Below are 24,897 nucleotides of genomic sequence, written 5' to 3' on the forward strand. Positions count from 1 at the left end.
CTTCCTCATCTCGTGGACAGGGTTCGGTCGAAGTGGCGCTGAGCGGGTGGCGCGAGCGCCGAATACAGGTCGTGGAACAGCTTGACCGCCGCCGCCCGCGTGCCCGGCGCGGGGATCAGCTCGGACGGCAGTTCCGGGTCCAGCGAAGGAAATTCGCGATAGGTGTGCACCAGGCGGGTGCGCACGGCGAACGCTTCCGCGTCGCTGAGGTCGCGCGGGCAGTCGCCGAATTCCGCGACGAACGCGCCGTAGCGGGCGGACAGTCCGTCGAGGTCCCACGCCCGGCCGGCGAGCCGGCGCACGTCCAGCGCGGCGGACGGGGTGCCCAGCATCAGGCCGGCGTGTTCGGCGACGTCGAGTTCGGCGAGCAGCGCGAGCACCTCGGCCTCGCGGTCGTGCGGGGCGAGCCAGGTGCCGTCCTGGACCGGGCCGAAGCCGAGGAACCGCAGCCGCCGCACCAGCCGTTCGCGAGACTTGCGCCGGGTCTCCGGGATGTTCTGCCACAGGACGGTCCAGGTCCCGGCCGGTTCGTCCCGGCGGCCGAGGCCGAAGATCCGCCGGTCGCCGTCGTCGAGCAGGGCGACCGTGCGCGGGGTGAGCGAATAGTGCACCAGCCTGCCCTCGCGGTGCCGGGACAGCAGGCCGCGGCGCACCAGCCGGGTCAGCGCGATCCGGGCCGCGCCGTCGGAAAACCCCAGCTCGTGCAGCAGCGCGACGAGCCCGCCGGACCACACGCGCCTGCTCTCGCGCGGGCGCACGTAGCTGCCCAGCAGCGTCATCACGAGCTCCTGAGGCGTGCGGGCGGGTTCGGTTTCGGGCACGAGGCAACTCTATACACCTCAGCCCGCTGCGGTGTAGCTTTCGGGAGTGAGCAGTTTTTCCGACCGAGTCGTCGTGGTCACCGGCGGCACCCGCGGCATCGGCGCGGCCGTCGCCGAGCGGTTCCGCGCCGCCGGGGCGACCGTGCACTCCCCCGGCCGAGCCGAATGCGACGTCACCGACGAGGCCGCCGTCCGCGGGTACTTCGCCCGGCTCGGACCGGTCGACGTGCTGGTCAACAACGCCGGGGTGTCCTCGAGCGCGCCGCTGGCGAAGACGGGCCTGGACGACTGGCGCGGCCAGTTCGAGGTGAACGCGACCGGCGCGTTCCTCTGCACTCGCGAGGTGCTGCCGGGAATGCGCGAACGCGACTACGGGCGAATCGTCACGGTCGCGTCGACCGCGGGCCTGGCCGGGGCGCGCTACACCTCGGGCTACACCGCGTCGAAGCACGCGGCGGTCGGCCTGATGCGCGCGGTGGCGGCGGAAGTGGCGGGGACTGGCGTCACGTCGAACGCGGTGTGCCCGTCGTTCGTGCGCACCGACATGACCGCGACCTCAGTCGCCCGGATCCGCGAGCGCACCGGCCGCGACGAGGCCGACGCGGAAGCCGCGCTCGCCGCCGCCTCCCCGCTCGCCCGGCTGCTCGAACCCGGCGAAATCGCGTACGCCGTGGAGTTTTTCGCCGCCCCCGAGGCGGCCGCGATCAACGGACAGACCCTCGTACTCGACGGTGGAGGAATCCAGAAATGAGCCCGTTCCGCGCCAGTGTCCCGCTCACGAAATCGTGGGAGCACTTCGAGTTCACGGTGGACGACGGGGTCGCGACGGTGACCTTCGACCGCCCGGACAAGCTCAACGCGCTCACCTTCGACGTCTACGCCGACCTGCGCGACCTCGTCGCCGAACTGCCGCACCGCGGCGACGTGCGGGTGCTGGTGCTCACCGGGAAGGGCCGCGGGTTCTGCTCGGGCGGCGACGTCGAGGAAATCATCGGCGAACTGCAGAAAATGGACACCGCGGAACTGCTCGAATTCACCCGGATGACCGGCGCGGTGGTGAAAGCCATGCGCGAAACGCCGATCCCGATCATCGCGGCGGTCAACGGCGTCGCGGCGGGCGCCGGTTCGGTGCTCGCGCTGGCCAGCGATTTCCGGCTGCTGGCCGAATCGGCGAAGTTCGCGTTCCTGTTCACGAAGGTCGGATTGGCGGGCGCGGACATGGGTTCGGCGTACCTGCTGCCGCGACTGGTCGGCCTCGGCCGCGCGACGGAACTGCTGATGCTGGGCGACAAACTCCCCGCCGAGCGCGCCGAAGCGATCGGGCTGGCCAACCGGGTGGTGCCGGACGCCGACCTCGCCGCCGAGGCCGCCGCACTGGCGCGACGCCTCGCGGACGGCCCGGCGTTGGCGTACTCCACCACGAAGGTGCTGCTGACCCGCGAACTCGACAGCGACCTTGGCAGCTCGATCGAGCTGGAAGCGATCACGCAGGCTCTGTTGATGACCGCCAAGGACCACAAGGAGTTCTACGCCGCCTGGGCGGCCGGTCGCAGTCCCCAATGGACCGGCCGCTGATTGTCCGTGAAGGGCTCCTTGAAGGAAGCTAAGTCCCGCAAGGAGCCCTTCACCGACAGCTGATCAGAGGTCGGTGTAGGCGAGCGCGTTCTCTTCCAGGGAGCCGAACCACAGCCGGCCGTGGTATTCGCGGATGCCCACCAGCAGGTGGAATCCCGGGATCTCGCCGCGCAGCTCCCGCACCACCGCGCCCTCCGGGGTGACCGCGAGCGCGCCCACCCGGCGTTTCGGCGCGGGTTGCAGGGAATCCGGCAGCGCGCGCACCGCTGTCCGGAGCGGCGTGGGCAGGCGACGCACGACGTCGAGGGCACGCAGCCGCGGGCTGGCCTCGGTGATCCAGATCAGTCCGTCCGAACCGGTCGCGATGTTGTCCGGGAAGCCCGGCAGGTCGTCGATCAGGACGTCGCGGTCGCCCGCGCGCGGGCCGGTCAGCCAGACCCGGCTGACCCGGCACGCGCCGGTTTCGGCGACCGCCACGAAGGATTCGTCCGGCGGCAGCGCGACGCCGTTCGCGAACTGGAGGCCGTCGGCGAGCAGGTCGATCGCCCCGTCCGGCGTGCGGCGCAGCAGCCGTCCGCCCGCGGTCTGCTCGATGAGGTCGTCGCGCCAGTTGTCGATGCCGAAGCGGCGCGAGGAATCGGTGAAATAGACCGTTCCGTCGGCGGCGACCGCGGCGTTGTTGCAGAACACGAAGTCCAGTCCGGCGCCGGACGTCGCGAGCGTCGTCGGCTCGCCGCCGGCCAGCGGCATGGTCAGCAAACCGGCGCGGGCGTCGCAGATCAGCAGTTCGTCGGGGCCGTACAGCTCCAGCCCGAGCGGGCGGCCGCCGGTATCGCCGATCAGGTCGATCCGCCGTCCGTCCGGGGCGACGCGCAGGATCCGGCCGTCGTCGACCCCGGTGTAGACCCGGCCCTCGGCGTCCACGACCACGTCTTCTGGACCGTGCCCGTTCACCGGCACGATCGTGACCTCACCGAACCGCACGCCGGCCTCCTACCGGTAGCTGAGCAGCCGCGCGTTCTCGCCTTCGAGATGCGGATGCTCGTTGAAGGACAACAGAGTCACGCCGCCGCGACCGGACGTCAGCTTCGTGATGCCGGTGTTCACGGTGACGCGGTTCAGCTTCAGCAGCCCGGGCCCGGGCGTGCCCAGCAGCGACCCGGCGACCGCGCCCAGCACGCCGCCGGAGGTGAACACCAGCCCGTTCTCGCCCTTGCCCAGCGAGCCGACCAGGTCCGCCAGCGCCGCGGTGCAGCGGCCGAGGAAGACGGGCCAGCTTTCCGTGCACGGACCGCTGTCGCCGGAGTCGACCCACGCGGTCAGCGCGGTGTCCAGCAGCCGCTGGTACTCGCGCGAATCCTCTTGCGGCGCACCGCCCGCGTGGTGCCGTGCGATGTCGACGTGGTCGTATTCGTTCCAGCGTTCGTCCTCGACCACCGGCACGTCGCAGCCGAGGGCTTTCAACGCGGTCGCCGCGGTGTCCCGCTGGCGGGCCAGCGTTCCCGAGCGCACCTGCGCGAACTCGACCCCGCGCCGCTTCAGCTCCGCACCGACCAATGTGGACTGTTCGAAACCCAGCGGCGACAACGCGTCGTAATCCGCCGCGCCGAACGACGCCTGTCCGTGCCGGATCAGGTAGATCGCACCCATTCACGCCGTCCCGTCAGGAAAACATCCGCAGCAACCGGCCAGGCGCCAAGCGTACCGCGAGGCTCAGCGGCACCCAGGGCCACGAAGGCACGTACGCGCGCTTCGGTTCCGCTTCGATCGCCTTGACCAGCGCGTGCGCCCCGGCTTCGGCCGACACCATCAGGGGATTGCGCTTGGTGGAGCGCGCGGTCATCTCGGAGCTGATGTAGCCGGGCCGCACGTCGGTGACCGTGATGCCGAGGCTGCTCAGTTCCAGCCGCGCGCCCTCGGCGAACGCGGAAATCCCGGCCTTCGACGCGGAGTACGCGGTGAGATTCCGGGGAAAACCGCGCAGTGCCATGAACGACGAGATCACCGCGAGATGCCCGTCGCGCTGCTCGCGGAAAATGCCCGCCGCCGCCTCGATCTGGGCCACCGCGGCGACGAGATTGGTCTCGAGGGTCTGCCGGTTGGCGTCGAACCGGCCCGCGCCGACCGGTTGTCCCTTGCCGAGCCCGGCGTTGACGATCACGCGGTCGAGCCTGCCGAGTTCGGTCCGGAATTCCTCGAACACCTCGAAGACGCGGTCGTGGTCGGTGACGTCGAGCTCGCGCGTGACGACGGTGATCCCCGGGTACGCGGCGCGCAGCTGCGCGGCCAGGTCGTCGAGCCGTTCGGTGCGCCGGGCGCACAGTGCGAGATTGCGGCCGCGGGCGGCGAACTGCCGGGCCATTCCCTCGCCGAGACCGGAGCTGGCTCCGGTGATCAGGATGTTCTGCCGCAAGACCATGCCCGGAGCCTACCCGCTGGTAACCAACAGGGCGGTGGCGCGGCTCACCGTGCCGCCCACCTCCGGTCCGCCCGTTCCCGGCTGCCGGGGATCAGCCGGAACAGGAATTTCGGCACCGCACCGGAGAAGTAGTAGGTCTTGCCCTCGAGCTCCAGAGCGTGCCGAGGCTTGCCCGCGGGTGCTTTGCTCGCGGGCCCGAGGCTCAGCGCGAACGCGCATTTTCCGTCGAACTCCGGTGCGGCCATCTCACGCTCCCGGCCGCGGAAGGATCTCCAGCACGTCGATCGTGCCGATCTCAGTGTGCGGGTGCCCGTCGAGCAGGGCCCGCACCGCGTCCGCGGAGTCGGCCCGCACGATCGAGTACCCGCCGACCGTGCCGTCGCCGCCCGCGGTGGGCGCGCCGCCGTCCACCACCGCGTCGCCCGCTTTGGCGAACCACGCCTCCCAGGCTCGCATCCCGGCGGCCTGTTCTTCCGGCGTCGCCTGGGCCAAGCGCTCCGCGGCCGACTGGTCCGCGCGGTAAAGCAGAAGAAAGTTCGTCATTTCGGCCGCCTGCGATCGAGGGAAACCGCCCCGAGGACGGGGATTGCGCTCATCGTCTGCCGCTTCGGGCGCGGGCGCAAGTCCCGCGGGCCCGGCAAGGATGACCGGCGGCCCGGCCTCTGGGGGCATGCCGGGCCACCGGTTCCGGGCGCGGCCGCCGGCCGGGCGCGGGGCGCGGTCCGCGCTGCCGGGGCCGAGGCTCCGGACGCGCCGGGGGCGGCGCGTTCCGTCCTGGCCATGGAAGCGCGACCGTGCAGGTCACGGCAATGGTTCACAGTTGCCAGTACTAGCCCGTTCGTCCGAATGGCACGGAGGCACCACCTGGTCGCACGGCTGCTACCGTGCCTGTGTCGGGCTCGGCACGGTCGGTTACCAGCGGGGGCGGGCGGCGGGACATGACGCAGCGGCATGCGGACCACGCCGGTCCGGACACCGACGGAGGTGCCCGGACCGCGTTCGCGAGCGCGCTGCGCGCCGCGATCGGAGCCAGCGGGCTTTCCCTGGACCGGATCCAGGCCCGGCTGCGCGCCCGCGGCGCGGCGGTCAGCGTCACCGCGCTCAGCTACTGGCAGTCGGGCAAACGCCAGCCGGAACGCGCCGGGTCGCTTTCGGCGGTGCGGATGCTGGAGGAAATCCTCGACGTCCCCGACGGCGCGTTGCTCGGCTTGCTGCCGCCGCCCCGTCCGCGCGGCGCGAGCAAACGCGACCGGGCGGGCGAGGAACCGGTCACGTTCACCCGCGAGATCCTGCAGCCGCTGCTGGAACGCGTCGGCGCGCCGGACGCGCTGGACCAGCAGCACCAGTTGAAGCTCGTCGGCCTGCACGACCGCTGCGAGATCGCGGCCGACGGCGGCCAGCGCTCGGTGACCTCCCGCGCGGTGTTCCAGTCCGGTGCGGACGGTCAGGACCGCTGGCTGCTGGTGTACGCCCAGGGCGACGCGACGGCGGTGCCGCGGCTGGAGCCGGTGCGCAACTGCCGCGTCGGCCGCGCCGAAGTGGACGACGACCACGGAATCCTCGTGGCAGAACTGCTCTTCGACCGCGCGCTGGAACGCGGCGAGACGCACCTCATCGAGTACACCCTGCGCAACGCCGGACCGCCGTACCCGCGCTGCCGGTCGACGCACTACCGGGAATTCCGCCGCCCGGTCCGCGAGTACCTGCTGGAGGTCCGCTTCGACCCGGCCGCGGTGCCCGCCCGCTGCTGGCAGTACGCGAACGCCACCGACGAAGCCCCCGCCCGGCGCCGGCTGCGGCTCGACAGCGGCAACGGCGTGCACGCGATCGCGCTGGACTTCGGACCGGGGATCTTCGGCATCGGCTGGGACTCGTGAGGCCGGAGCCGGTCGACCTCTTCCCGTACCAGCTTTCAGCGAACAGCCCTCGCCGCGGCCTTGCTGGCCGAACCGGACCTGCTCGTCGTGGACGAACCCTGCGCCTCCCTTGACCGCGGAACCGCCAGCGAAGTGCGGTCCGCCCGCGTGCTTGCGCCGATTCCGGTGCCGCCGTCCTGGCCATCACCCATGACGGCGCTCCTGGCGGAAACCGGTGTCGCCGACGCGATGGTGCTCGTGCGCGAGGGCCGCACCATCGCCACCGGGACGCCCGGTGAGATCCGCGTCCTCGCAGATCCCTGCGTGCGAAGCTGCTTTCGGTGACCCCGCTCAGCTCAGCTTGGTCCGCAGCACCTTCCCGGTCGCGTTGCGCGGCAGCTCGTCCAGGAACTCCACGTCCCGCGGCACCTTGTAGCGCGCCAGGTTCGCCTTCACGTACTCGCGCACGCCGTCCTCGTCGAGCGTCGAGCCCTCGGCCCGCACCACGAACGCCTTGAGCCGTTCGCCGAAGTCCGGGTCCTCGACTCCGATCACCGCCGCCTCGAGGACGTCTTCGCGCTCCACCAAGAGGTTCTCCACCTCGATCGGGAACACGTTCTCGCCGCCGGAGACGATCATCTCGTCGTCGCGGCCGTCGATGAACAGGAGGCCGTCCTCGTCGAAGTGGCCGACGTCGCCGCTGGAAAGCAGGCCGTCGATGATCTCCTTGTTGCGGCCGTCGGTGTAGCCGCCGAAGCTGAGCCCGCTGCCGACGAACACCCGCCCGGTCACGTGCGGTTTGGTGATCTTGACGCCGTTTTCGTCGTACAGCGCGACGCGGCAGCCGACCGGCGCGCGGCCGACCGTGCCCGGTGCCCGCTTCCAGTCCTCCGGCGTCGCGACCGTCGCCACCGCGACCTCCGTGGAGCCGTACAGGTTGTGCACGACGTCGCCGAATTGCTCGTTCGCCCGGTTGCCGAGATCCGGCGAGAGCGCGGACCCGGCGACGAAGATGATCCGCAGGCACGAGGTGTCGTAGCGGTCGCGGACCTCCTTCGGCAGGTCGACGATCCGCTGCAGCATCGTCGGCACCAGAACGAGCGCAGTGCACCGGTGAGCGGCGACGCCCCTGAGCGTGGCTTCCGGGTCGAACTTCCGGCGCATCACCACCGTGCAGCCGAGCGCGAAGCTCAGGATGAACTGCGACAGCCCGGTGCCGTGGAACAGCGGCGCGCCCATGAAGGTCGCTTCGCCGGCGCGCAGCGGGATGCGGTCCAGGAACTGCGCCGACGCCAGCGCGGACGTGTGCGGTCGCGGCGCGCCCTTGGGGGTGCCGGTGGTGCCACTGGTGAGCAGCACGAATCCGCCGGGTTTGGCCGGCGCGGGCAGCGGCCGGTCGTCGGTGCTGGCGATGATCTCGGCGAGCACCGGGATCTCGTGTCCGGCCGGTTCGTCGACCCAGGCCAGATACCGGTCGACGCCCTCGTCGATCGCGTCGAGCAGGCCGGTGAACTCCTGGTCGTAGACGAGCGCGGTGACGCCCTCGCGCTGGGCGACGTCGGCGAACTGCGGTTTCGCGAAACCGGTGTTCATCAGCAGCAGCCGGGCGCCGAGCTTGCCCGAGGCGGCCATCGTGACCACGAGCCCGCGGTGGTCGCGGCACAGCGCGGCGATCACCGAATCGGGGCCGAGACCGCGCTGCGACCAGGCGCGGGCGAGCGCGTTGGACTGGTCGTCGAGCTGCTTGAAGGTGAGCGGGCCGAGGTCGTCGACGATCCCGACGGCGGTCGAATCGCGCCGGGCCGCGATGTGGTTCGCGCCGGCGAACGGGCCGTACTTGCGGATCGCGACGAGGGACCGCACGCCCTCGTCCAGGCGGGGGAACGGCACCAGCCCGGCGCGGCGCATCACCTCGACGCTGCGCACGGTCTCGGTCAGCTTGCCGGCCACCTGGCCGGCCAGCTCGGCCACACTCATCCGGGCACCTCCATTGCTGCGGCGGGAGCGCCCACGCCGACGGCCTCCGTACCGCCGGTATGGGAGTTACTCGACAGTAAAGCAAGCCCGCGCCGCGCACCAGTGCCCGGCCGGGGCGGAAATCTCCGGGGCCGGTCCGCGACGGTCCGTGAAGGGCTCCTTGAGGGAATTAGATTCCGTCAAGGAGCCCTTCACGGCCCGCTCGGCAGCGGGGGCGCGGAAATTGTCGGTGCCGGTCCGCACAATGTGACGGTGCAGGTGATCACCGGCCGGGAGGAGGACTCCGGCTACACGATCGAGGGTCCGGCGGGGACCCTTCGCGGGCTTTCGCGCGCCGACTGGGCCGCCGAGGTGCGCCGGCTGGAGGCGGCCGAGAGCCCGCGCTGGGTGCTGCCCTCGGTCGAGGAGCTCTACCCCGCGTTGATCAAGGCCGGGGTGCGGCTCGGCCGGTGTCACGACCTGTCGCTCGCCGAAGGCCTGCTGCTCGCCTACGAGGGCCGGGAGGGCGAATCGCGAAGTTTGCGGGCGGCGTGGGCGCGGGCGAACGGCGAGGAACCACCCGACGACGGCCCGGCCTTCGGCGAGGACGCGCAGCCCACGCTGTTCTCCCCGCGCGGCCCTGGCCTGCCGCCGGGCGTCACCGTCGCCGCCGCGGCCCGGCGGGTCCTGGCCGAACAGGAGAAGCGCGTCGCCGCCACCGAGGCCCCCGCCCGGATGCGGCTGCTGCTCGCGGCCGAATCGGCGAGCGCGCTGGCCGCCGCGGAGATCTCCGCCGCCGGGCTGCCCTGGCGCGCCGACCGGCACCTGCGGTTGCTGGAAGAACGCCTCGGACCGCGCGTCCCCGCTGGCCAGCGCCCGAAAGCCCTCGTCGACCTCGCGGCGAAAATCTCCGCGGCGCTGGGCGGGCGTCCGGTCAACCCGGACTCCTCGGCCAGCGTCGTCCGCGCGCTGGCCAGGGAGGGCATCGAAATCCCGGCGGCGCGGAAGTACCTGCTGAAGGACATCGACCATCCCGCGGTCGCGCCGTTGCTGGAGTACAAGGAACTGTCGCGGCTGCACTCGGCCAACGGCTGGGCGTGGCTGGACGAATGGGTCTCCGACGGCAGATTCCGGCCGCATTACGTGGTCGGCGGCGTGGTGTCCGGCCGCTGGGCCACCCGGGGCGGCGGAGCGCTGCAGATCCCGCGCGCGCTGCGCTCGTGCGCCTCGGCGGACCCCGGCTGGAAACTCGTCGTCGCCGACGGAGCGCAACTGGAGCCGCGCGTCCTCACCGCCCTGTCCGGCGACCGCCGCCTCGCCGAGGTCGCCGCGGCCACCGACCTGTACGCCCGCCTGGCGGAAGCCCTGTTCTCCGGCACGCGCTACGTCCCGCTCCGCCCCGGAGACACGCGAGACGACCGTTCCCGCGCAAAGATCGCGATGCTGTCCGCGATGTACGGCGGCACCTCCGGCGAGGCCGGTCCGCTGCTCGCGTTGCTGCGGCAGCGTTTCCCGGACGCAGTGTCCTATGTGGAGCGTGCCGCCGCGGCGGGCGAACGGGGCGAGCGGGTCCGGTCCCGGCTGGGCCGCACCTCCCCGGCCCCGTCCGCCGCCTGGCGCGCCCTGACCGGCGGGCTCACCGAGGACGAGGCAACGGAAACCCGCGCCCGCCGAGCGTCGCGAAGCTGGGGACGGTTCACGCGGAACTTCGTGGTGCAGGCCAGCGCAGCCGACCTGACGGCGGTCCTGCTGGCCACCCTGCGCGGGCGACTGCCGGAACCGGCGCACCTGGTGTTCTTCCTGCACGACGAGGTGATCGTGCACGCGCCCGCCGAACTGGCGGACGAGGTCGCGGAGATCGTGGAGTCGTCGATCCAGGAAGCCGCTCGATTGGTGTTCGGCGAGGCGTGTCCGGTGCGGTTTCCGATGCACGCGAAACCGGTGGACACGTATGCGGAGGCGAAGTGACCAGCTGACTCATCTTCCCCACCAACCACGCGGGCGAGGCCGGGAAATCCGTTTGGCGGAGCACGACGTTGCCGTCGGCGGCGCTCGTTGCGGCGCATTCCACCGCAAAGGCGCTATCTCCCGGGCGGCGAAGATCAGCATCTTCGTGCCCTATGGCGGGGAGAAAAAGGAAAAAACAAAAGCGGAAGCCTCTGGAGCTTCCTGGCTTTTATCGCTGTCATCGCCCTGTGGGCGATCCCGGCGATCGGGCCAGGCGTCATCGCGATCCTGTCGGCCTTCGTAGTACTGTACGGCCTCTTTCAAGCACCGACCTGGTGTTGCGCGCCTACCCGGAAGAACGATTTCTGCCGCAACAACGCCAACGGAATCCTCCTCGGGTGTCACCTCCGGCAGCACAAATGGCAGAAGCTCAAGATGGCGTTCAAGGAGCAAGCACCGGCGAAAGCGTTCGGGAGAATGCTCGGCAACGTGAAGGGAGTGGCAGCTTCGCTGTCCGCCGTCGCGGGCACGGTTTCAGCCAGCGCCGCCACCGTCACGCTCTTGGTGAAATGATCCTCAAGCGAGCGCGTCGTCCAACGCCTTGGTGATCCTCTTCAACGACACCGGATGCGCCGTCCCCAGGGTCTGCGCGAAGAAGCTCACCCGAAGCTCCTCGATCATCCACCGCACCTCCGCCAGCGCGGGCGAAGACGTCCCCGGCGGCAACGCGGCCATCGCGTCCTCGTACTCCTTCGTGATCCACGCGACGTCCGCCATCCGCTGCAGGTCTCGCGTCTGTTCCAGCGGCAGTTTCTCCAGCCGCCGCTCGATGCCGCGCAAGTACCGGACCACGTTCGGCAGTCGGTCGGCGCCCGTCTCCGTCACGAAGCCCGCGTGGACCAGGCCGTCGAGTTGGCGCCGGATGTCCGCGAGGGACTCGGCCGGGCCGCGGGTGTCCGCCAGGCGCGTTTCGACGTCGATGGCCGCGCGCAGGATCCGCTCGACCTCCGTCAGCACCTCCAGCACCTTCGGGTTCAACCCCGCCCGCACCTTCTCCAGCAGCGCGGCGAACCCCGCCTCGTCCCAGGCCGGGCCGCCGGCCGCGGCCATCAGTGCGTCCACCGCGCAGTCGACGCAGTCCTCCAGCAGGCCCGCGACGCTGCCGTGCGGGTTGCGGTTCAGCACGAGCTTCGAGGAATTCGACAGCGACCGCGTAATGAACTTCATCGGCGAGTTCAGGTTCAGCCGCAGCATCCGCCGCGTGCCGGCCCACATCGCGTGTTGCTGTTCGGCCGGGGTGTCGAGCAGCCGCACGGCCACCGACTTGCCCTCGTCGACCAGCGCCGGATACGCCTTCACGTCGTGCCCTCGGCGGGTCGAGGCGAACACCTTCGGCAGCTCTCCGAACGACGGCTGCACCAGGCCGGCCTTCTCGATGCTGTTGGCCGCCTTGGAAATCGTCTCCCGGACCCGCGGCGCGAGCCGGCGCTTCAGCTCGTCCAGGTCCTTGCCCTCGGCCACTCGCTTGCCGCGCTCGTCCACCACGCGGAAGGTCATCCGGAGGTGATCCGGCACCGCGGAAAGGTCCCACGCCGAACGCGGGATGTCGATGCCGCGCATCGCGTGCAGTTCGTCGCCCAGGATGTCGAGCAGCGGACCGTCCGAAGGGGACATTCGCGTCAACGCGTCGGCCGCCGTGTCCGGAGCGGGAACGAAGTTGCGCCGCAACGTTTTCGGCAGCGATTTGATCAGCTGCGTCACCAGTTCGCCGCGCAGGCCGGGCACCTGCCAGTCGAAACCGTCCGGCGTCACCTGGTTCAGCACCGGCAGCGGGATGTGCACGGTCACGCCGTCGGCGCCGGCGCCGGGCTCGAACTGGTAGGTCAGCTTGAAGACGTGCGTGCCCTGCGTCCACGAGTCCGGGTAGTCCGATTCGCGGACCGCGCCCGCGACCTCGTTGATGAGCATGGACTTCTCGAACGACAGCAGGTCCGGATCGGTCCGCCGCGCCTTCTTCCACCAGCTGTCGAAATGCCGCACGGACACGACGTCCTCGGGCACCCGCGCGTCGTAGAACTCGAACAGCGTCTGGTCGTCCACCAGGATGTCCCGCCGCCGCGCGCGGTTCTCCAGGTCCTCGACCTCGTCCAGCAGCGCGCGGTTCTCGGCGAAGAACCGGTGGTTGGTGTGCCAGTCGCCCTCGACCAGCGCGTGCCGGATGAACAGCTCGCGCGAGACCTCCGGGTCGATCCGGCCGTAGTTCACCCGCCGGTCGGCGACCAGCGGCACGCCGTACAGCGTCACCTTCTCGGTCGCCATCACCGCGCCCTGTTTGCGCTCCCAGTGCGGCTCCGAATACGACCGTTTCACGACGTGCTGCGCGAGCGGTTCGACCCAGTCCGGCTCGATCCGCGCGTTGACCCGGCCCCACAGCCGCGACGTCTCCACCAGTTCGGCGGACATCACCCAGCGCGGCTGCTTCTTGAACAGGGCCGAACCGGGGAACACCGCGAAGCGGGCCCCGCGTGCGCCGAGGTAGTCGCCCTTGGCCGGGTCCTTGAGCCCGATGTGCGAGAGCAGCCCGGAAATCAGGGCCGTGTGCACCCGCTGCGGATCTGCGGGCGTGGTGCTGAGCGTGATGCCGAGCGGTTTGGCGAGCTGGCGCAGCTGCCCGAAGATGTCCTGCCACTCGCGGATCCGCAGGTAGTTCAGGTACTCGGCGCGGCACATCCGACGGAACTGGTTGCCGGTCAATGTCTTCTGCTGTTCGCTGACGTACTCCCACAGCTTGAGGTAGGAGAGGAAGTCCGACGTCGGATCGGCGAACCGGGCGTGCTGCGCGTCGGCGGCCTGCTGCTTTTCCGCCGGCCGTTCGCGCGGGTCCTGAATGGACAGTGCGGCGGCGATGATCATCACCTCGCGCACGCAGCCGTTCCGCGCGGCCTCCAGCACCATCCGGCCCATCCGCGGGTCCACCGGCAGCAGCGCGAGCTTGCGGCCGACCTCGGTGAGCTTCGAGGAAACGCCCTGCTCGAACGCGCCGAGTTCCTGCAGCAGCTGCACGCCGTCGGTGACCTGGCGGCGATCGGGCGGCTCCACGAACGGGAACGCGGCCATGTCGCCGAGGCCGAGCGACGTCATCTGCAGGATGACCGACGCCAGGTTCGTCCGCAGGATCTCCGGATCGGTGAACTCCGGCCGCGACTCGAAGTCCTCCTCGGAGTACAGCCGGATGCAGATGCCGTCCGAGGTCCGCCCGCACCGGCCCTTGCGCTGGTTCGCCGACGCCTGCGAGATCGCCTCGATCGGCAGCCGCTGCACCTTCGTGCGATGGCTGTACCGCGAAATGCGCGCGGTGCCCGGGTCGATCACGTACTTGATGCCGGGCACGGTCAGCGACGTCTCGGCGACGTTCGTGGCCAGCACGATCCGCCGTCCGGTGTGCCGCTGGAAGACGCGGTGCTGATCAGCCGCGGACAGCCGCGCGTACAGCGGCAGCACCTCGGTGTTGCGCAGTTCCAGCCGGTTCAGCACGTCCGCGGTGTCGCGGATCTCGCGTTCGCCGGAGAGGAACACGAGGATGTCGCCGGGGCCCTCGCCGGACAGCTCCTGGACCGCCTCGGCGATCGCCTGCGTCTGGTCGCGGTCCGGATCGCCCTCGGGGTCGTCCGGGTCCACGAGCGGGCGGTAGCGCACCTCGACCGGGTAGGTCCGGCCGGAGACCTCGACGATCGGCGCGTCGTCGAAATGCCGTGAGAACCGCTCCGGGTCGATGGTCGCCGAGGTGATGATCACCTTCAGGTCGGGACGGCGCGGCAGCAGCTGCTTGAGGTAGCCGAGGATGAAGTCGATGTTGAGGCTGCGCTCGTGCGCCTCGTCGATGATCAGCGTGTCGTACTGGCGCAGCATCCGGTCGGTCTGGATCTCGGCCAGCAGGATGCCGTCGGTCATCAGCTTGACCAGGGTGTCCTGGCCGGACTGGTCGGTGAACCGGACCTTGTAGCCGACGGTGTCGCCCAGTTCGGTCTTCAGCTCGCTGGCGATCCGGTCGGCGACCGTGCGCGCGGCGAGCCGGCGCGGCTGGGTGTGCCCGATCTGCCCGCGCACGCCGCGGCCCAGCTCGAGGCAGATCTTCGGCAGCTGCGTGGTCTTGCCCGACCCGGTCTCCCCCGCGACGATCACCACCTGGTGCTCGCGGATCGCGTCGCCGATCTCGTCCTTCAGCCTGCTGACCGGCAGCTCGGCGGGGTACTCGATCTTCGGCACGCTTTCGCGGCGCTGCTGCACGCGCAGCAGCGCCGTTTCGACGTCGGCGGCGATGCGCTCAGCCGTCTGCTGCTTGTCGCGAGCCCGGCGCGCGCCGTCGAGACGACGGCGGAGCCGGTGCTCGTCGCGCAGCATCAATTCGGGCAGCTGGGCGCGCAGCTCTGCGAGGGGAGATGGAGTGGACATACTTGGGCCAAGGATAGCCGTGCGTGACCGTCGTGGCTTCCGAATATGCCGCGAGCGACAGCCCGGCGCCCCGGCTCACGGCACCGGGGCCGGGCGCGGCGGCACGAGCTTGGCCGGGAGCAGCCAGGTCAGCCGGTCCGAGCGGAGCACGGCGAGCGGGCCGATCACGGCCAGGAGCAGCACGTACCCGGCGACGAACGGGGCGACCCGCGAGTCCAGCCCGGCCGCGGTCGCCATCGCCGCCAGGACCAGCGAGAACTCGCCCCGGGTGAGCACGGTCAGGCCGATGTTCACGCCTTCTTGCCGGTCGAAGCCGTGCAGCCGGGCGGCGAACGCCCCGGCGGCGAGATTGAGCACCAGCGTCAGCGCGACCGCGGCGAGCACCGGGAGGACGACCGTGCCGACCGCGCCCGGGTCGATCGACAGCCCGAAGATGAAGAAGAACAACGCGCCGAACGCGTCCCGCAGCGGCAGCACCAGCTTGTGCACCCGCGGCGCGACCTGGGAATTGCCCAGCATCATGCCGACCATGAACGCGCCGATCGCGTCGGACACGCCGACCTCCTCGGCCACCGCGGCGCCGAGCACGGCCACGCCGACGAAGCAGACGGTGAGCAGTTCGTCGTCCGCCGAACCGAACAGCCGCGACACCAGCCGTCCGCCCCACCGGGCCAGCGCGGCGAGCACGAGCAGGAAGCCGAACGCCTTGCCGAAGTCGGCGAGGGCCGCGCCGAACCCGTCCGCGCCGCTGAGCACCGGCTGCAGCAGCGCGAGATACAGCGCGAGGAAGAGGTCTTCCAGCACGATGATGCCCATGATAAGGCGGGATTCCCGGTTGTTCATCCGCCGGGTTTCCAGGAGCAGCTTGGTGACGATGGCCGAGGACGAGATGCCGAGCGCGCCGGCGATCACCAGCGCCTCGCGCGTGCCCCAGCCGAGTGCGAAGCCGAACGCGAGCCCGCCGCCGATGTTCAGCACCAGGTACGCGAGCCCCGCGCCGGCGAGTCTGGCGCCGCCGCGGGCGAGGTCGTCGAGGGAGAACTCCAGTCCGAGATAGAACAGCAGGAACACGAGACCGAGCCCGGCCAGGACGCCGAACTCGGCCGGATCGTCCACAAGGGACAGACCGGGGGTGTGCGGGCCGAAGACGAAACCAGCCAGCATGAACAGGGGGATCGTGGGCAGCCCGATCCGGGCGCCGACGCGGGCGAGGGCGCCGGCGGCGAGAAACGCGCCGCCGACGGCCAGCAAAGCATGACCGTTGCTCATGAAATCCTCTTAGGAGCCGGGTACCGGGGAAACGAGTACTCGGCAACCGGGCGGGGCCCGCGCCGCGGCGGGCGTGGGCGCGCGGTCCAGCTCGACCGCGGGCGCGGCGGAAAACGGGACGGTGCACCAGTCCGGCCGGGCGAGGCGGATCTCGCCCGGGGCGTCGGCGAGCGGCAGCGGGTGCGCGGCGACGAGATACGGGCCCTGCTCCTGGACCAGGGCGGGTTCGGGATCGAGCGGCCGCGGACCCGCCGGTCCCGGGCCGGGGACGGCCACGCCGAGCAGGAGCAGCACGGCAAGCAGCAGGCTGAGGATGGACCGGTGCCGCGGCGCGGAAGCGGCGGCAGCAGTCGTCATCTCAGCACGAGTTTACCATGTCTTTAAGGTGCGCCGGGGCGCTCCGCTTTGAGTCCACAATAGACAGAGCGCTGGGCTCTCGCGCTTCCGTCCGCCCGCAGGCGATTCCTCTTTGTCCATAGTGGACTTGCCTGGTTCACATCCGTGAAACCTCGGCGAATCCCTTGCCTCGCCACTTCACGCTCGGTTATCGTGGCGCTACGCCGCAGCAGTATCCGGAACCGGTTCATTCGCCGGTCCGGCCGCCTTGCCCACGTACCGCGGAAAGGGATCCCCCTCATGCGCAAGACGATGCGGCCCACGCTGGTCGCCGGTCTCACGGCCGCCTCGGCCCTCGCTCTCGTCCTCAGCACTCCAGCTCTCTCAGCCGCCGCCGCGACCGCCCCGCTCGCCTCCTCGGCAGTGTCTTCCGCTGTGCTGGGTTCCGGCGGCGACCTCGCGTCTCCGGAGAAGAAGGAGATCGCGATGCAGCTGGTGTCGAGCGCGGAAAACTCCTCGCTCGACTGGAAGAAGCAGTATTCCTACATCGAGGACATCGGCGACGGACGCGGCTACACCGCGGGCATCATCGGGTTCTGCTCCGGCACCGGCGACATGCTCGAACTGGTGCGGGCCTACACCAAAGCCGTGCCGGACAACCCGCTGGCGAAGTTCCTGCCCGCGCTGGAGAAAGTCAACGGCTCCGATTCGCACGAAGGTCTCGGCTCGGCCTTCGAGAGCGCGTGGAAGCAGGCCGCGGCCACCGAGGAATTCCAGGCCGCGCAGAACAGCGAACGCGACCGAGTGTACTTCGATCCGGCAGTGAACCAAGGCAAATCCGACGGTCTCGGCGCGCTCGGCCAGTTCATTTACTACGACGCCATCGTCATGCACGGCACCGGCACGAGCGCCGACAGCTTCGGCGGCATCCGCGACGCCGCGCTGTCGAAGGCGAAGCCGCCCGCACAGGGCGGTGACGAAACCGCGTACCTCAAAGCGTTCCTCGACGCGCGCAAGGTGGTCATGAAGAAGGAGGAGGCGCATGCGGACACTTCCCGCGTCGACACCGAGCAACTGGTGTTCCTCAACGACGGCAACCTCGATCTGCACACGCCGCTGAAGTGGAAGGTCTACGGCGACCCGTACGAGATCAACTGAACCCGCAACAGATTCTCGCGGTCACCACGCACCACGCGTCCGCGTGGGACCTCGACGGCGACCGCTGGGTACGGGCGCTCGGTCCGTACCCAGCGGAAGTCGGCGCGCAAGGAATCGGCATCGCACGCGAAGGACTTTCCCGTACCCCGGCCGGAACCTGGCCGCTCACCGAGGCCTTCGGCATCGCGCCGAATCCCGGCACCCGGCTCCCCTATCGGCAAGTGACCACTTCGGACTGGTGGGTGTCCGATGTGCACTCCCCGCGGTACAACACGCACTACCGGGGCGCCGCGGGGCCGTTCGACGAAACCGCCGGAGAAAACCTCGGCGCCGCAGGCCCGGCGTACACGCACGCGGTGGTGATCGACTACAACCGCTCGCCGGTCGTGCCCGGTGCTGGTTCGGCGTTCTTCCTGCACGTGGCCACCGGCGGACCGACCGCGGGCTGCGTCGCGCTGGCCCTCGACGATCTCCTCGCCGTCCTGCGCTGGCTCGACCCCGCGCGGGAGCCGGTCATCGCACTAACTGCTCGGCCGTCCGCGTGTTGATGACCCGGTCCGGGCCGATGCCCGCCTTTTCGGCGCGCTCGCAGCCGTAACTCTGCCAGTCGAGCTGGCCGGGTGCGTGCGCGTCGCTGTCGATCGCGAACTCGCAGCCCAGCTCGACCGCCTGGCGCAGCAGCCGCATCGGCGGGTCGAGCCGGNNGGCGGGTCGAGCCGGTCCGGCCGCGAGTTGATCTCCACCGCCACGCCGTTCTCGCGGCACGCGGTGAACACCTTCTCCGAGTTGAACTGCGACTCCGGCCTGCTGCGTCCGCCGACCAGCCGTCCGGTGCAGTGCCCCAGCACGCGGACGTGCGGATTCTCGACGGCAGCCAGCATCCGCGGCGTCATCTCCCGCGCCGGCATCCGCAGTTTCGAGTGCACGCTCGCCACCACGAAGTCCAGCCGGTCCAGCAGCTGCTCGGTCTGGTCGAGCGCACCGTCGTCGAGGATGTCGACCTCGATGCCGTGCAGCAGGCGAAATGGCGCCAGCTGCTCATTCACCCGCGCCACCTCGTCCATCTGCGCCCGCAACCGCTCCGCGGACAGGCCGCGCGCGACGGTCAGCCGCGGCGAATGGTCGGTGAGCACGATCCACTCGTGTCCCAGCTCGCGCGCTGTCTCGGCCATTTCGGCGATCGGGCTGCCGCCGTCCGACCAGTCGGAGTGCGTGTGACAGTCGCCGCGAAGCGCGGTACGCAGCGCACCGCCATCCGGCAGCGTGCTTTCGGGCAGCTTCGCCGCGTACGCGGGCGTACGGTCGTGCCACGCGTCCTCGATGACTCCGGCCGTGGCTTTGCCGATCCCCTTCAAAGTCTGAAGCGAGTTCGCGGCAACGCGGGCCGCCAGCTCATCCTCGGACAGCCGGTCGACCACTGCGGCCGCCTGCCGGAAGGCACGCACCCGGTAAGTCGGCTCACCGGCGCGTTCGAGCTGGAAGGCGATGTCGCGCAGGGCGCGGGCCGGGTCCATGCCTCCTGTTCTACCCGCTCAGCCGCGCCGTGGCAGCTCATGCAGCTCGACGCGGTCCAGACGGCCGTCGTGGATCTCGGCGGTCTGGTAGGTGCAGAACGGCTGCCGTCGCCGGTCGGTGGGCGAACCGGGGTTGAGCAGCCGCAGCCCGCCGGGCGTCACCGAGTCCCACGGGATGTGGCTGTGCCCGAAGACCAGCACGTCGACGTCCGGATACCGTGCGTCGCACCGGGCCTCGCGCCCCTTCGCGTCGCCGGTCTCGTGGACCACCGCCAGCCGCACGCCTTCCAGCGTTTCCCTGGCCACCTCGGGCAGGCGTTTCCGCAGTTCGGGACCGTCGTTGTTGCCGTAAACGCCGATCAGCCGGGCGCTGCGGGCCTCCAGCGCGTCGAGGGTGTCCACGTCGACCCAGTCGCCCGCGTGGATCACGACGTCGGCCTGCGCGACTTCGTCCCAGACCTGTGCGGGCAGCTCCTTCGCCCGCTTCGGCAGATGGGTGTCCGCGACGAGCAGCAACCGCACGTCGTCACTCCTCCCCGATCGCCTCGAGCACGTGGTCGAGGAACGCCGCGATGTGCGCGCGCAGCAGCTCGGCCGCGCCGTCCTCGTCGCCCTTCTTCGCGGCGGCGAGCACCGCCTTGTGCTCGTTCCATTCCTTGCGCCAGCTGGGCTTCGCGTCCCAGCCGACCACGGTGATCAGCGCCGCGCGGTCGCGCAGATCGTCCAGCATCGAGACCATCAGCGGGTTGCCGCAGCCCGCGTACAGCGCCCGGTGGAATCGCCGGTTCAGCAGGCTCAGCGTGGTCTGGTCGGCGTCCGCGGCCGACGCTTCCTTGAGGATCTGCGACGCCTCGTCGAACGACTCGCGGTCCGCGGCCCGCACCGCGCGGCGCAGCGCTTCGGGCTCCAGCACCATCCGCACGTCGTAGACCGAACGCGCCAGCTCCGCGTCGACCACGCACACCGACGCGCCCTTGTACGGGCTGAACGTGACCAGCCCGGTGTTGGACAGCACCTTCAGCGCCTCGCGCACCGGCGTCTTGGACACCCCGAGCCGCGCGGCCAGCTCCGCCTCCACCAGCTGCTGCCCGGGCAGCAGCTCGCGGGCGAGAATGCCGCGCCGGATCTCCTCCAGCACCACCTCGGTGCGGGAGGCGGGGAGGCTGAACGTGGACGGCATGCCGACCCTCCTGGCTTTCGCGCTCGTCCCCGCACATTCAACCAGGCGGGCGTCTCCGAGCGTCGACACGTACGATCATATATCAGATGCCATCCGTCGACCGAGAGGACCGCGCCGCGATGAAGGCACCCGAGGACCTGCGCAGCCACCGGTGGTTCGGCGGCGACGACCTGCGGAATTTCAGCCACCGCACCCGCGCCCGGCAGCTCGGCTACGAGCCGGAGGAACACCTCGGCAAGCCGGTGATCGGCATTCTCAACACCTGGAGCGACATCAACCCGTGCCACCAGCACCTGCGCGAACGCGCGGAGCAGGTCAAGCGCGGAGTGTGGCAGGCGGGCGGCTTCCCGCTGGAGTTCCCGGTGGCGACGCTGTCGGAGACCTACCAGAAGCCGACGCCGATGCTGTACCGGAATCTGCTGGCGATGGAGACCGAGGAACTGCTGCGGTCGTATCCGGTCGACGGCGCGGTGCTGATGGGCGGCTGCGACAAGACCACGCCGGCGCTGCTGATGGGCGCGGCGAGCGCCGGGCTGCCGTCGATTTTCGTGCCCGCCGGTCCGATGCTGCGCGGAAACTGGCGCGGCGAAGTGCTCGGCAGCGGCACCGACATGTGGAAGTACTGGGACGAACGGCGCGCGGGCACGATCGGTGACCGGGAGATGGCCGAGCTGGAACGCGGTCTCGCCCGCTCCCCCGGCCACTGCATGACGATGGGCACCGCGTCGACCATGACGTCCGCCGCCGAGGTGCTGGGGCTGACGCTGCCCGGCGCGGCCTCGATCCCAGCGGTCGATTCCGCGCATCATCGGATGGCCGCGGCGAGCGGCGCGCGCATCGTGGACATGGTGTGGGAAGACCTCACGATCGCGAAGATCCTCGACGAGCGCGCGTACGCCGACGCGATCACGACCGTGCTGGCGCTCGGCGGGTCGACCAACGCGGTGATCCATCTGATCGCGATGGCCGGGCGCAGCGGGATTTCGCTGTCCCTGCGCGACTTCGACGAGATCGCCCGCCGCGTGCCGGTGCTGGCGAACATCCGGCCCGGCGGCGACTGGCTGATGGAGGACTTCTACTACGCGGGCGGACTGCCCGGGCTGCTGTCCCGCTTGACCGACCTGCTGAACCTCGACCGGATCACCGTCACCGGGCGTCCGCTCGCCGATTCCGTCGCCGACGCCGGCGTGCACAACGACGACGTGATCCGTCCCCGCCACAACCCGGTCGCCAGCGAAGGCGGCGTCGCGGTGCTGCGGGGCAACCTCGCGCCCGACGGCGCGGTGATCAAGCACATCGCCGCCGACCCGGCCCTGCTCACCCACACCGGGCCGGCGGTGGTTTTCGACAACTACGCGGACCTGAAGAAGCGCATCGACGATCCCGCGCTGGGCATCACCGCCGATTCCGTGCTGGTCCTGCGCGGATCCGGCCCGCTCGGCGGCCCCGGCATGCCCGAGTACGGCATGCTGCCCATCCCGGCGCACCTGCTGGAACAAGGCGTGCGGGACATGGTGCGGATCTCCGACGCCCGGATGAGCGGCACCAGCTACGGCGCGTGCGTGCTGCACGTGGCGCCGGAATCGCACGTCGGCGGACCGCTCGCGCTCGTCCGCGACGGTGACCTGATCACCCTCGACGTGCCCGCGCGGACGTTGCGGCTGGAGGTGGACGACGCCGAACTGGAGCGTCGTCGCGCTTCGTGGACCGCCCCTGCGCCGCGGTTCGAGCGAGGTTACGGTGCGCTGTACGCGGAGCACATCACGCAGGCCGACGAGGGCTGCGACTTCGACTTCCTCGCCCGCTCCGGCGCCAATCCCGAACCTGACGCCGGGTGACCGGTTTGTTCCGCTGGGGGCAGTAGTCCGGCATGTCCGGCTCGGCCCGTACGCTGTGCCCCTGCCCGCAGAGAATCGAAGGGGTCGTGAGGTGCAGTACGAACCGCGCTGGCCGGAAACCGACAGCGACCAGACCGACATCCTGCCGGTCGTGCCGCCGGAGGAGCCTCCGTCCCCGCCGCGCCGGCGCGGCCTGCGCAAGGCGGGCTGGATCAGCGGCGGCGTGCTCGGCGTGCTGGTCGTCGCGTACCTCATCGACCTGCTGACGAGCCAGGGCCGGGTGCCGCGCGGCGTCGTCGTGGCCGGCGTGGACGTCGGCGGGCTGGAGCGGCCGGTCGCCGAACGCGAACTGCGCGGGAAGATCGAGCCCCGGCTCACCCAGCCGCTCACCGTCACCGCGGGCAACGCGCACACCAAGCTGTCGCCGACCGAAGCCGGGCTGGGGCTCGACTGGAGCGGCACCCTCGACCAAGCGGGCGACCAGCCGGTCAACCCGTTCGCCCGGCTCGCGTCGTTCTTCCGCACTCGCGAAGTGGGCGTCGTGTCGCACGTCGAGAACGAGAAGCTCGACCCGGCGCTGGAGGACCTGCGCGGCCGCGTCGACCGGGAGCCGGTCGAGGGCACGATCCGGTTCGACGGCACCAGGCCGGTCGCGGTCCCGCCGCAGGCCGGGCAGAAGCTGGACGTCGCGGCGGCGCGGGCGAAGGTGCTGAGCGGCTGGGCCTCGGGCAGCGAGCTGACGCTTCCGGTCGCGCCGACGCCGGTGCGCACCACCGCCGAAGGCGTCCAGCGCGCGCTCGCCGAGTTCGCCAAACCCGCGGTGTCCGCGCCGGTCGTCGTCAAGGGCGAAGGCGCGGACGCGACGCTGACGCCCGAGCAAATCGCCGGCGCGCTCACGTTCGTGCCCGGCGACGGCGGCAGCCTCGCCCCGCAGATCGACCCGAAGAAGGTCACCGACGCGCTCGCGCCGCAGCTGAAGTCCACCGAGCAGGAGGGCAAGGACGCGGCGATCGCGTTCTCCGGCGGAAAACCGGTCGTCGAACCGTCCGCGGACGGCAACACGGTCGACTGGGAGCAGAGCCTCAAACCGCTGCCGAACACGCTGAAGCAGACCGACAGCCGGGAGCTGAAGGCGATCTACAAGAAGACGCCCGCGAAGGTCACCACCGAGCAGGCGGACAAGCTCGGCGTCAAGGAAGTCATCGGCGAGTTCACCACCGGCGGGTTCGCCCCCGACTCCGGCACGAACATCCGCGTGGTCGCCGAAAAGGTCGACGGCGCGATCGTGAAACCGGGAGAAACGTTCAGCCTCAACGGATTCACCGGTCCGCGCGGGCGCGCGCAGGGCTATGTCGAGGCGGGCGTGATCGAGAACGGCGCGCCGGCGCGCGAGGTCGGCGGCGGCATTTCGCAGTTCGCCACCACGCTGTACAACGCGGCGTACTTCTCCGGGATGAAGGACGCCGGGCACAAGGAACACAGCTACTACATCAGCCGGTACCCGGCCGCGCGCGAGGCGACGGTGTTCCAGAATCCCAACGGCGCCAGCGTGATCGACCTGAAGTTCACCAACGACTCGGACACCGGGGTCGCGATCCAGACCGTCTGGACGCCGTCGTCGATCACCGTGAAACTCTGGGGCACCAAGCGCTACACCGTCGAGTCGGTGCCCGGCGAGCGCACGAACCCGACCCCGCCGCCGACGAAACCGGGTCCGGCGGAAAACTGCCACCCGTCCAACGGCGCGCCCGGGTTCACCGCGAGCGACACGCGGATCCTGCGCGACGCCTCGTCGGGCCGGGAAGTTTCGCGGCACACGCGGTCGGTCCGTTACAACCCGCAGCCGAAGATCACCTGCGGGGAGTAGCGAGTCGCTGCATCGTGGCGGCCACCGCCAGGTCCACGGCGAAGGAGAACTCCGCTTCGTGATCGCATCGCGCCAGATGCGGCGCGGATTCGACGACGGCGGGAAGTTCGGTCTGCTCCAATTCGGCGCGGCGACGGGCGATCCCGGCTTCGTCGGTGACGCCGAACGCCGGTCCCGCACCGGCCTCGCGCAGCAGCGAGCCGACCACGACGGCCAGGAGCGACCGCAGCAGGTGCACCGCCTCCTCGGCCGACGCACCTGCCTTGCGCAGCACCGAAAGCACCGCCTCGACGGGGGCGAGCGCGGCGATCGACGGCAACTGTCTGGTTAGGACCAGCGCGGCTGCCTGCGGGTGCGCGCGCGTCGCTTGCCGGAAGGATCGGGCGATCGCGCGCAGGTCGTCTTCGGGCTGTCCGGTCAGCTCCGGGAGGTCGATTCCGCCGAGCACGTGCCCGGCGACAGCGTCGAGCAGGGCTTCCTTGCCGCCGATGTGGTGATAGAGGCTCTTCGCATCCACACCGAGGCGCTGCGCGACTGTCCGCATGCTCACCGCTGCCGCTCCGTCGGCGTCGACTACTTCCAGCGCGGCCGTCAGGATCGCCTCCCGCGACAGCCTGGCGTCTCCCTTGCGCGGGCGTCCCCGGCGAGTCGTGGTGTTCACGGCTCCATCATGGCGCACTTGCCTTAAATCCACAGCGTGGGATAAATT

The 24,897-nt window shown here is 70.6% G+C and carries 23 protein-coding genes and 1 pseudogene; 10 read left to right on the plus strand and 14 right to left on the minus strand.

Annotation, left to right across the window (positions count from 1 at the left end; all coding sequences use genetic code 11):
* Positions 1-5: 5 nt before the first annotated feature.
* The gene (locus L942_RS39030; RefSeq protein WP_051166542.1) at positions 6-779 is read right to left on the minus strand and encodes a PaaX family transcriptional regulator; all 774 of its coding nucleotides are present in this window, start codon (positions 777-779) and stop codon (positions 6-8) included.
* A gap of 88 nt (positions 780-867) precedes the next feature.
* On the opposite strand from L942_RS39030, the gene L942_RS39035 reads away from it, so the two are divergent.
* Positions 868-1,572 (plus strand): SDR family NAD(P)-dependent oxidoreductase, encoded by a 705-nt coding sequence (locus tag L942_RS39035; protein WP_037370187.1) that lies wholly within the window; start codon positions 868-870, stop codon positions 1,570-1,572.
* Entirely contained in the window at positions 1,569-2,396 is an 828-nt protein-coding gene (locus L942_RS39040; RefSeq protein ID WP_037370190.1) for an enoyl-CoA hydratase family protein, read from the plus strand. The genes L942_RS39035 and L942_RS39040 overlap by 4 nt, the downstream gene beginning before the upstream one ends.
* Before the next feature lie 63 nt (positions 2,397-2,459).
* Here L942_RS39040 and L942_RS39045 read toward each other — a convergent pair whose 3' ends face one another.
* From L942_RS39045 to L942_RS39065, 5 genes are read right to left on the minus strand one after another with little or no spacing between them, the layout of a single operon-like run.
* The gene (locus L942_RS39045; RefSeq protein WP_037370193.1) at positions 2,460-3,380 is read right to left on the minus strand and encodes an SMP-30/gluconolactonase/LRE family protein; all 921 of its coding nucleotides are present in this window, start codon (positions 3,378-3,380) and stop codon (positions 2,460-2,462) included.
* A 9-nt stretch (positions 3,381-3,389) separates the two neighbouring features.
* Positions 3,390-4,046: a histidine phosphatase family protein gene (locus L942_RS39050; protein WP_037370197.1), complete on the minus strand. Its 657-nt coding sequence runs from the start codon at positions 4,044-4,046 to the stop codon at positions 3,390-3,392.
* Between the two features lie 13 nt (positions 4,047-4,059).
* Positions 4,060-4,815 (minus strand): SDR family oxidoreductase, encoded by a 756-nt coding sequence (locus L942_RS39055; protein ID WP_037370198.1) that lies wholly within the window; start codon positions 4,813-4,815, stop codon positions 4,060-4,062.
* Between the two features lie 44 nt (positions 4,816-4,859).
* Positions 4,860-5,060, minus strand: a complete 201-nt coding sequence (locus L942_RS39060) for a hypothetical protein (RefSeq protein WP_037370202.1) — start codon at positions 5,058-5,060, stop codon at positions 4,860-4,862.
* 1 nt (position 5,061) lies between these two features.
* On the minus strand, positions 5,062-5,358 hold the full coding sequence (locus L942_RS39065) for a YciI family protein (protein ID WP_037370205.1): 297 nt from the start codon (positions 5,356-5,358) through the stop codon (positions 5,062-5,064).
* A gap of 395 nt (positions 5,359-5,753) precedes the next feature.
* Here L942_RS39065 and L942_RS39070 point away from each other — a divergent pair, with 395 nt between their 5' ends.
* Together L942_RS39070 and L942_RS39075 are read left to right on the plus strand one after the other, a co-directional pair.
* Complete coding sequence (locus L942_RS39070; protein WP_037370206.1) at positions 5,754-6,692, plus strand: hypothetical protein; 939 nt, start codon at positions 5,754-5,756, stop codon at positions 6,690-6,692.
* Between the two features lie 60 nt (positions 6,693-6,752).
* Positions 6,753-7,016, plus strand: a complete 264-nt coding sequence (locus L942_RS39075) for a hypothetical protein (protein WP_051166543.1) — start codon at positions 6,753-6,755, stop codon at positions 7,014-7,016.
* 6 nt (positions 7,017-7,022) lie between these two features.
* On the opposite strand, the gene L942_RS39080 is transcribed toward L942_RS39075, so the two are convergent.
* Positions 7,023-8,648: an acyl-CoA synthetase gene (locus L942_RS39080; protein WP_037370210.1), complete on the minus strand. Its 1,626-nt coding sequence runs from the start codon at positions 8,646-8,648 to the stop codon at positions 7,023-7,025.
* 252 nt (positions 8,649-8,900) lie between these two features.
* On the opposite strand from L942_RS39080, the gene L942_RS39085 reads away from it, so the two are divergent.
* Positions 8,901-10,595, plus strand: coding sequence for a bifunctional 3'-5' exonuclease/DNA polymerase (locus L942_RS39085; protein ID WP_037370283.1), 1,695 nt, complete (start codon positions 8,901-8,903; stop codon positions 10,593-10,595).
* A gap of 87 nt (positions 10,596-10,682) precedes the next feature.
* Positions 10,683-11,147 carry a hypothetical protein gene (locus tag L942_RS43520; protein ID WP_235079644.1) on the plus strand — a complete coding sequence of 155 codons (465 nt, stop codon included), beginning with the start codon at positions 10,683-10,685 and terminating at the stop codon, positions 11,145-11,147.
* A gap of 3 nt (positions 11,148-11,150) precedes the next feature.
* On the opposite strand, the gene hrpA is transcribed toward L942_RS43520, so the two are convergent.
* From hrpA to L942_RS39100, 3 genes are all read right to left on the minus strand, one after another.
* The gene (gene hrpA / locus L942_RS39090; RefSeq protein WP_037370213.1) at positions 11,151-15,026 is read right to left on the minus strand and encodes an ATP-dependent RNA helicase HrpA; all 3,876 of its coding nucleotides are present in this window, start codon (positions 15,024-15,026) and stop codon (positions 11,151-11,153) included.
* Between the two features lie 75 nt (positions 15,027-15,101).
* Positions 15,102-16,295 carry a cation:proton antiporter gene (locus L942_RS39095; RefSeq protein WP_037370215.1) on the minus strand — a complete coding sequence of 398 codons (1,194 nt, stop codon included), beginning with the start codon at positions 16,293-16,295 and terminating at the stop codon, positions 15,102-15,104.
* Between the two features lie 9 nt (positions 16,296-16,304).
* Positions 16,305-16,652, minus strand: coding sequence for a hypothetical protein (locus L942_RS39100; protein WP_037370217.1), 348 nt, complete (start codon positions 16,650-16,652; stop codon positions 16,305-16,307).
* Positions 16,653-16,931: 279 nt separating this feature from the next.
* Between L942_RS39100 and L942_RS39105 the strand changes: the two genes are divergently transcribed.
* The gene (locus L942_RS39105) at positions 16,932-17,789 is read left to right on the plus strand and encodes a chitosanase (protein WP_037370220.1); all 858 of its coding nucleotides are present in this window, start codon (positions 16,932-16,934) and stop codon (positions 17,787-17,789) included.
* On the plus strand, positions 17,753-18,337 hold the full coding sequence (locus tag L942_RS39110) for a L,D-transpeptidase family protein (RefSeq protein WP_037370223.1): 585 nt from the start codon (positions 17,753-17,755) through the stop codon (positions 18,335-18,337). The genes L942_RS39105 and L942_RS39110 overlap by 37 nt, the downstream gene beginning before the upstream one ends.
* On the opposite strand, the pseudogene L942_RS39115 reads toward L942_RS39110, so the two are convergent.
* From L942_RS39115 to L942_RS39125, 3 genes and pseudogenes are all read right to left on the minus strand, one after another.
* A pseudogene (locus L942_RS39115) lies at positions 18,303-19,303 on the minus strand (PHP domain-containing protein). The gene L942_RS39110 and the pseudogene L942_RS39115 sit on opposite strands and share 35 nt — an antisense overlap.
* Before the next feature lie 18 nt (positions 19,304-19,321).
* A complete protein-coding gene (locus L942_RS39120; RefSeq protein ID WP_037370226.1) occupies positions 19,322-19,825 on the minus strand; it encodes a metallophosphoesterase family protein in 504 nt (167 codons plus the stop codon).
* Between the two features lie 4 nt (positions 19,826-19,829).
* On the minus strand, positions 19,830-20,483 hold the full coding sequence (locus L942_RS39125) for a GntR family transcriptional regulator (RefSeq protein WP_037370228.1): 654 nt from the start codon (positions 20,481-20,483) through the stop codon (positions 19,830-19,832).
* A 119-nt stretch (positions 20,484-20,602) separates the two neighbouring features.
* On the opposite strand from L942_RS39125, the gene araD reads away from it, so the two are divergent.
* Together araD and L942_RS39135 are read left to right on the plus strand one after the other, a co-directional pair.
* Positions 20,603-22,321 carry an L-arabinonate dehydratase gene (gene araD, locus L942_RS39130; protein ID WP_037370231.1) on the plus strand — a complete coding sequence of 573 codons (1,719 nt, stop codon included), beginning with the start codon at positions 20,603-20,605 and terminating at the stop codon, positions 22,319-22,321.
* A 91-nt stretch (positions 22,322-22,412) separates the two neighbouring features.
* Positions 22,413-24,188 carry a VanW family protein gene (locus L942_RS39135; RefSeq protein ID WP_037370235.1) on the plus strand — a complete coding sequence of 592 codons (1,776 nt, stop codon included), beginning with the start codon at positions 22,413-22,415 and terminating at the stop codon, positions 24,186-24,188.
* On the opposite strand, the gene L942_RS39140 is transcribed toward L942_RS39135, so the two are convergent.
* On the minus strand, positions 24,172-24,849 hold the full coding sequence (locus tag L942_RS39140) for a TetR/AcrR family transcriptional regulator C-terminal domain-containing protein (RefSeq protein WP_037370236.1): 678 nt from the start codon (positions 24,847-24,849) through the stop codon (positions 24,172-24,174). The genes L942_RS39135 and L942_RS39140 overlap by 17 nt on opposite strands.
* Positions 24,850-24,897: the final 48 nt, after the last annotated feature.

The sequence above is a fragment of the Amycolatopsis orientalis DSM 43388 genome, from assembly GCF_000411975.1.
GTDB lineage: Bacteria > Actinomycetota > Actinomycetes > Mycobacteriales > Pseudonocardiaceae > Amycolatopsis > Amycolatopsis orientalis_D.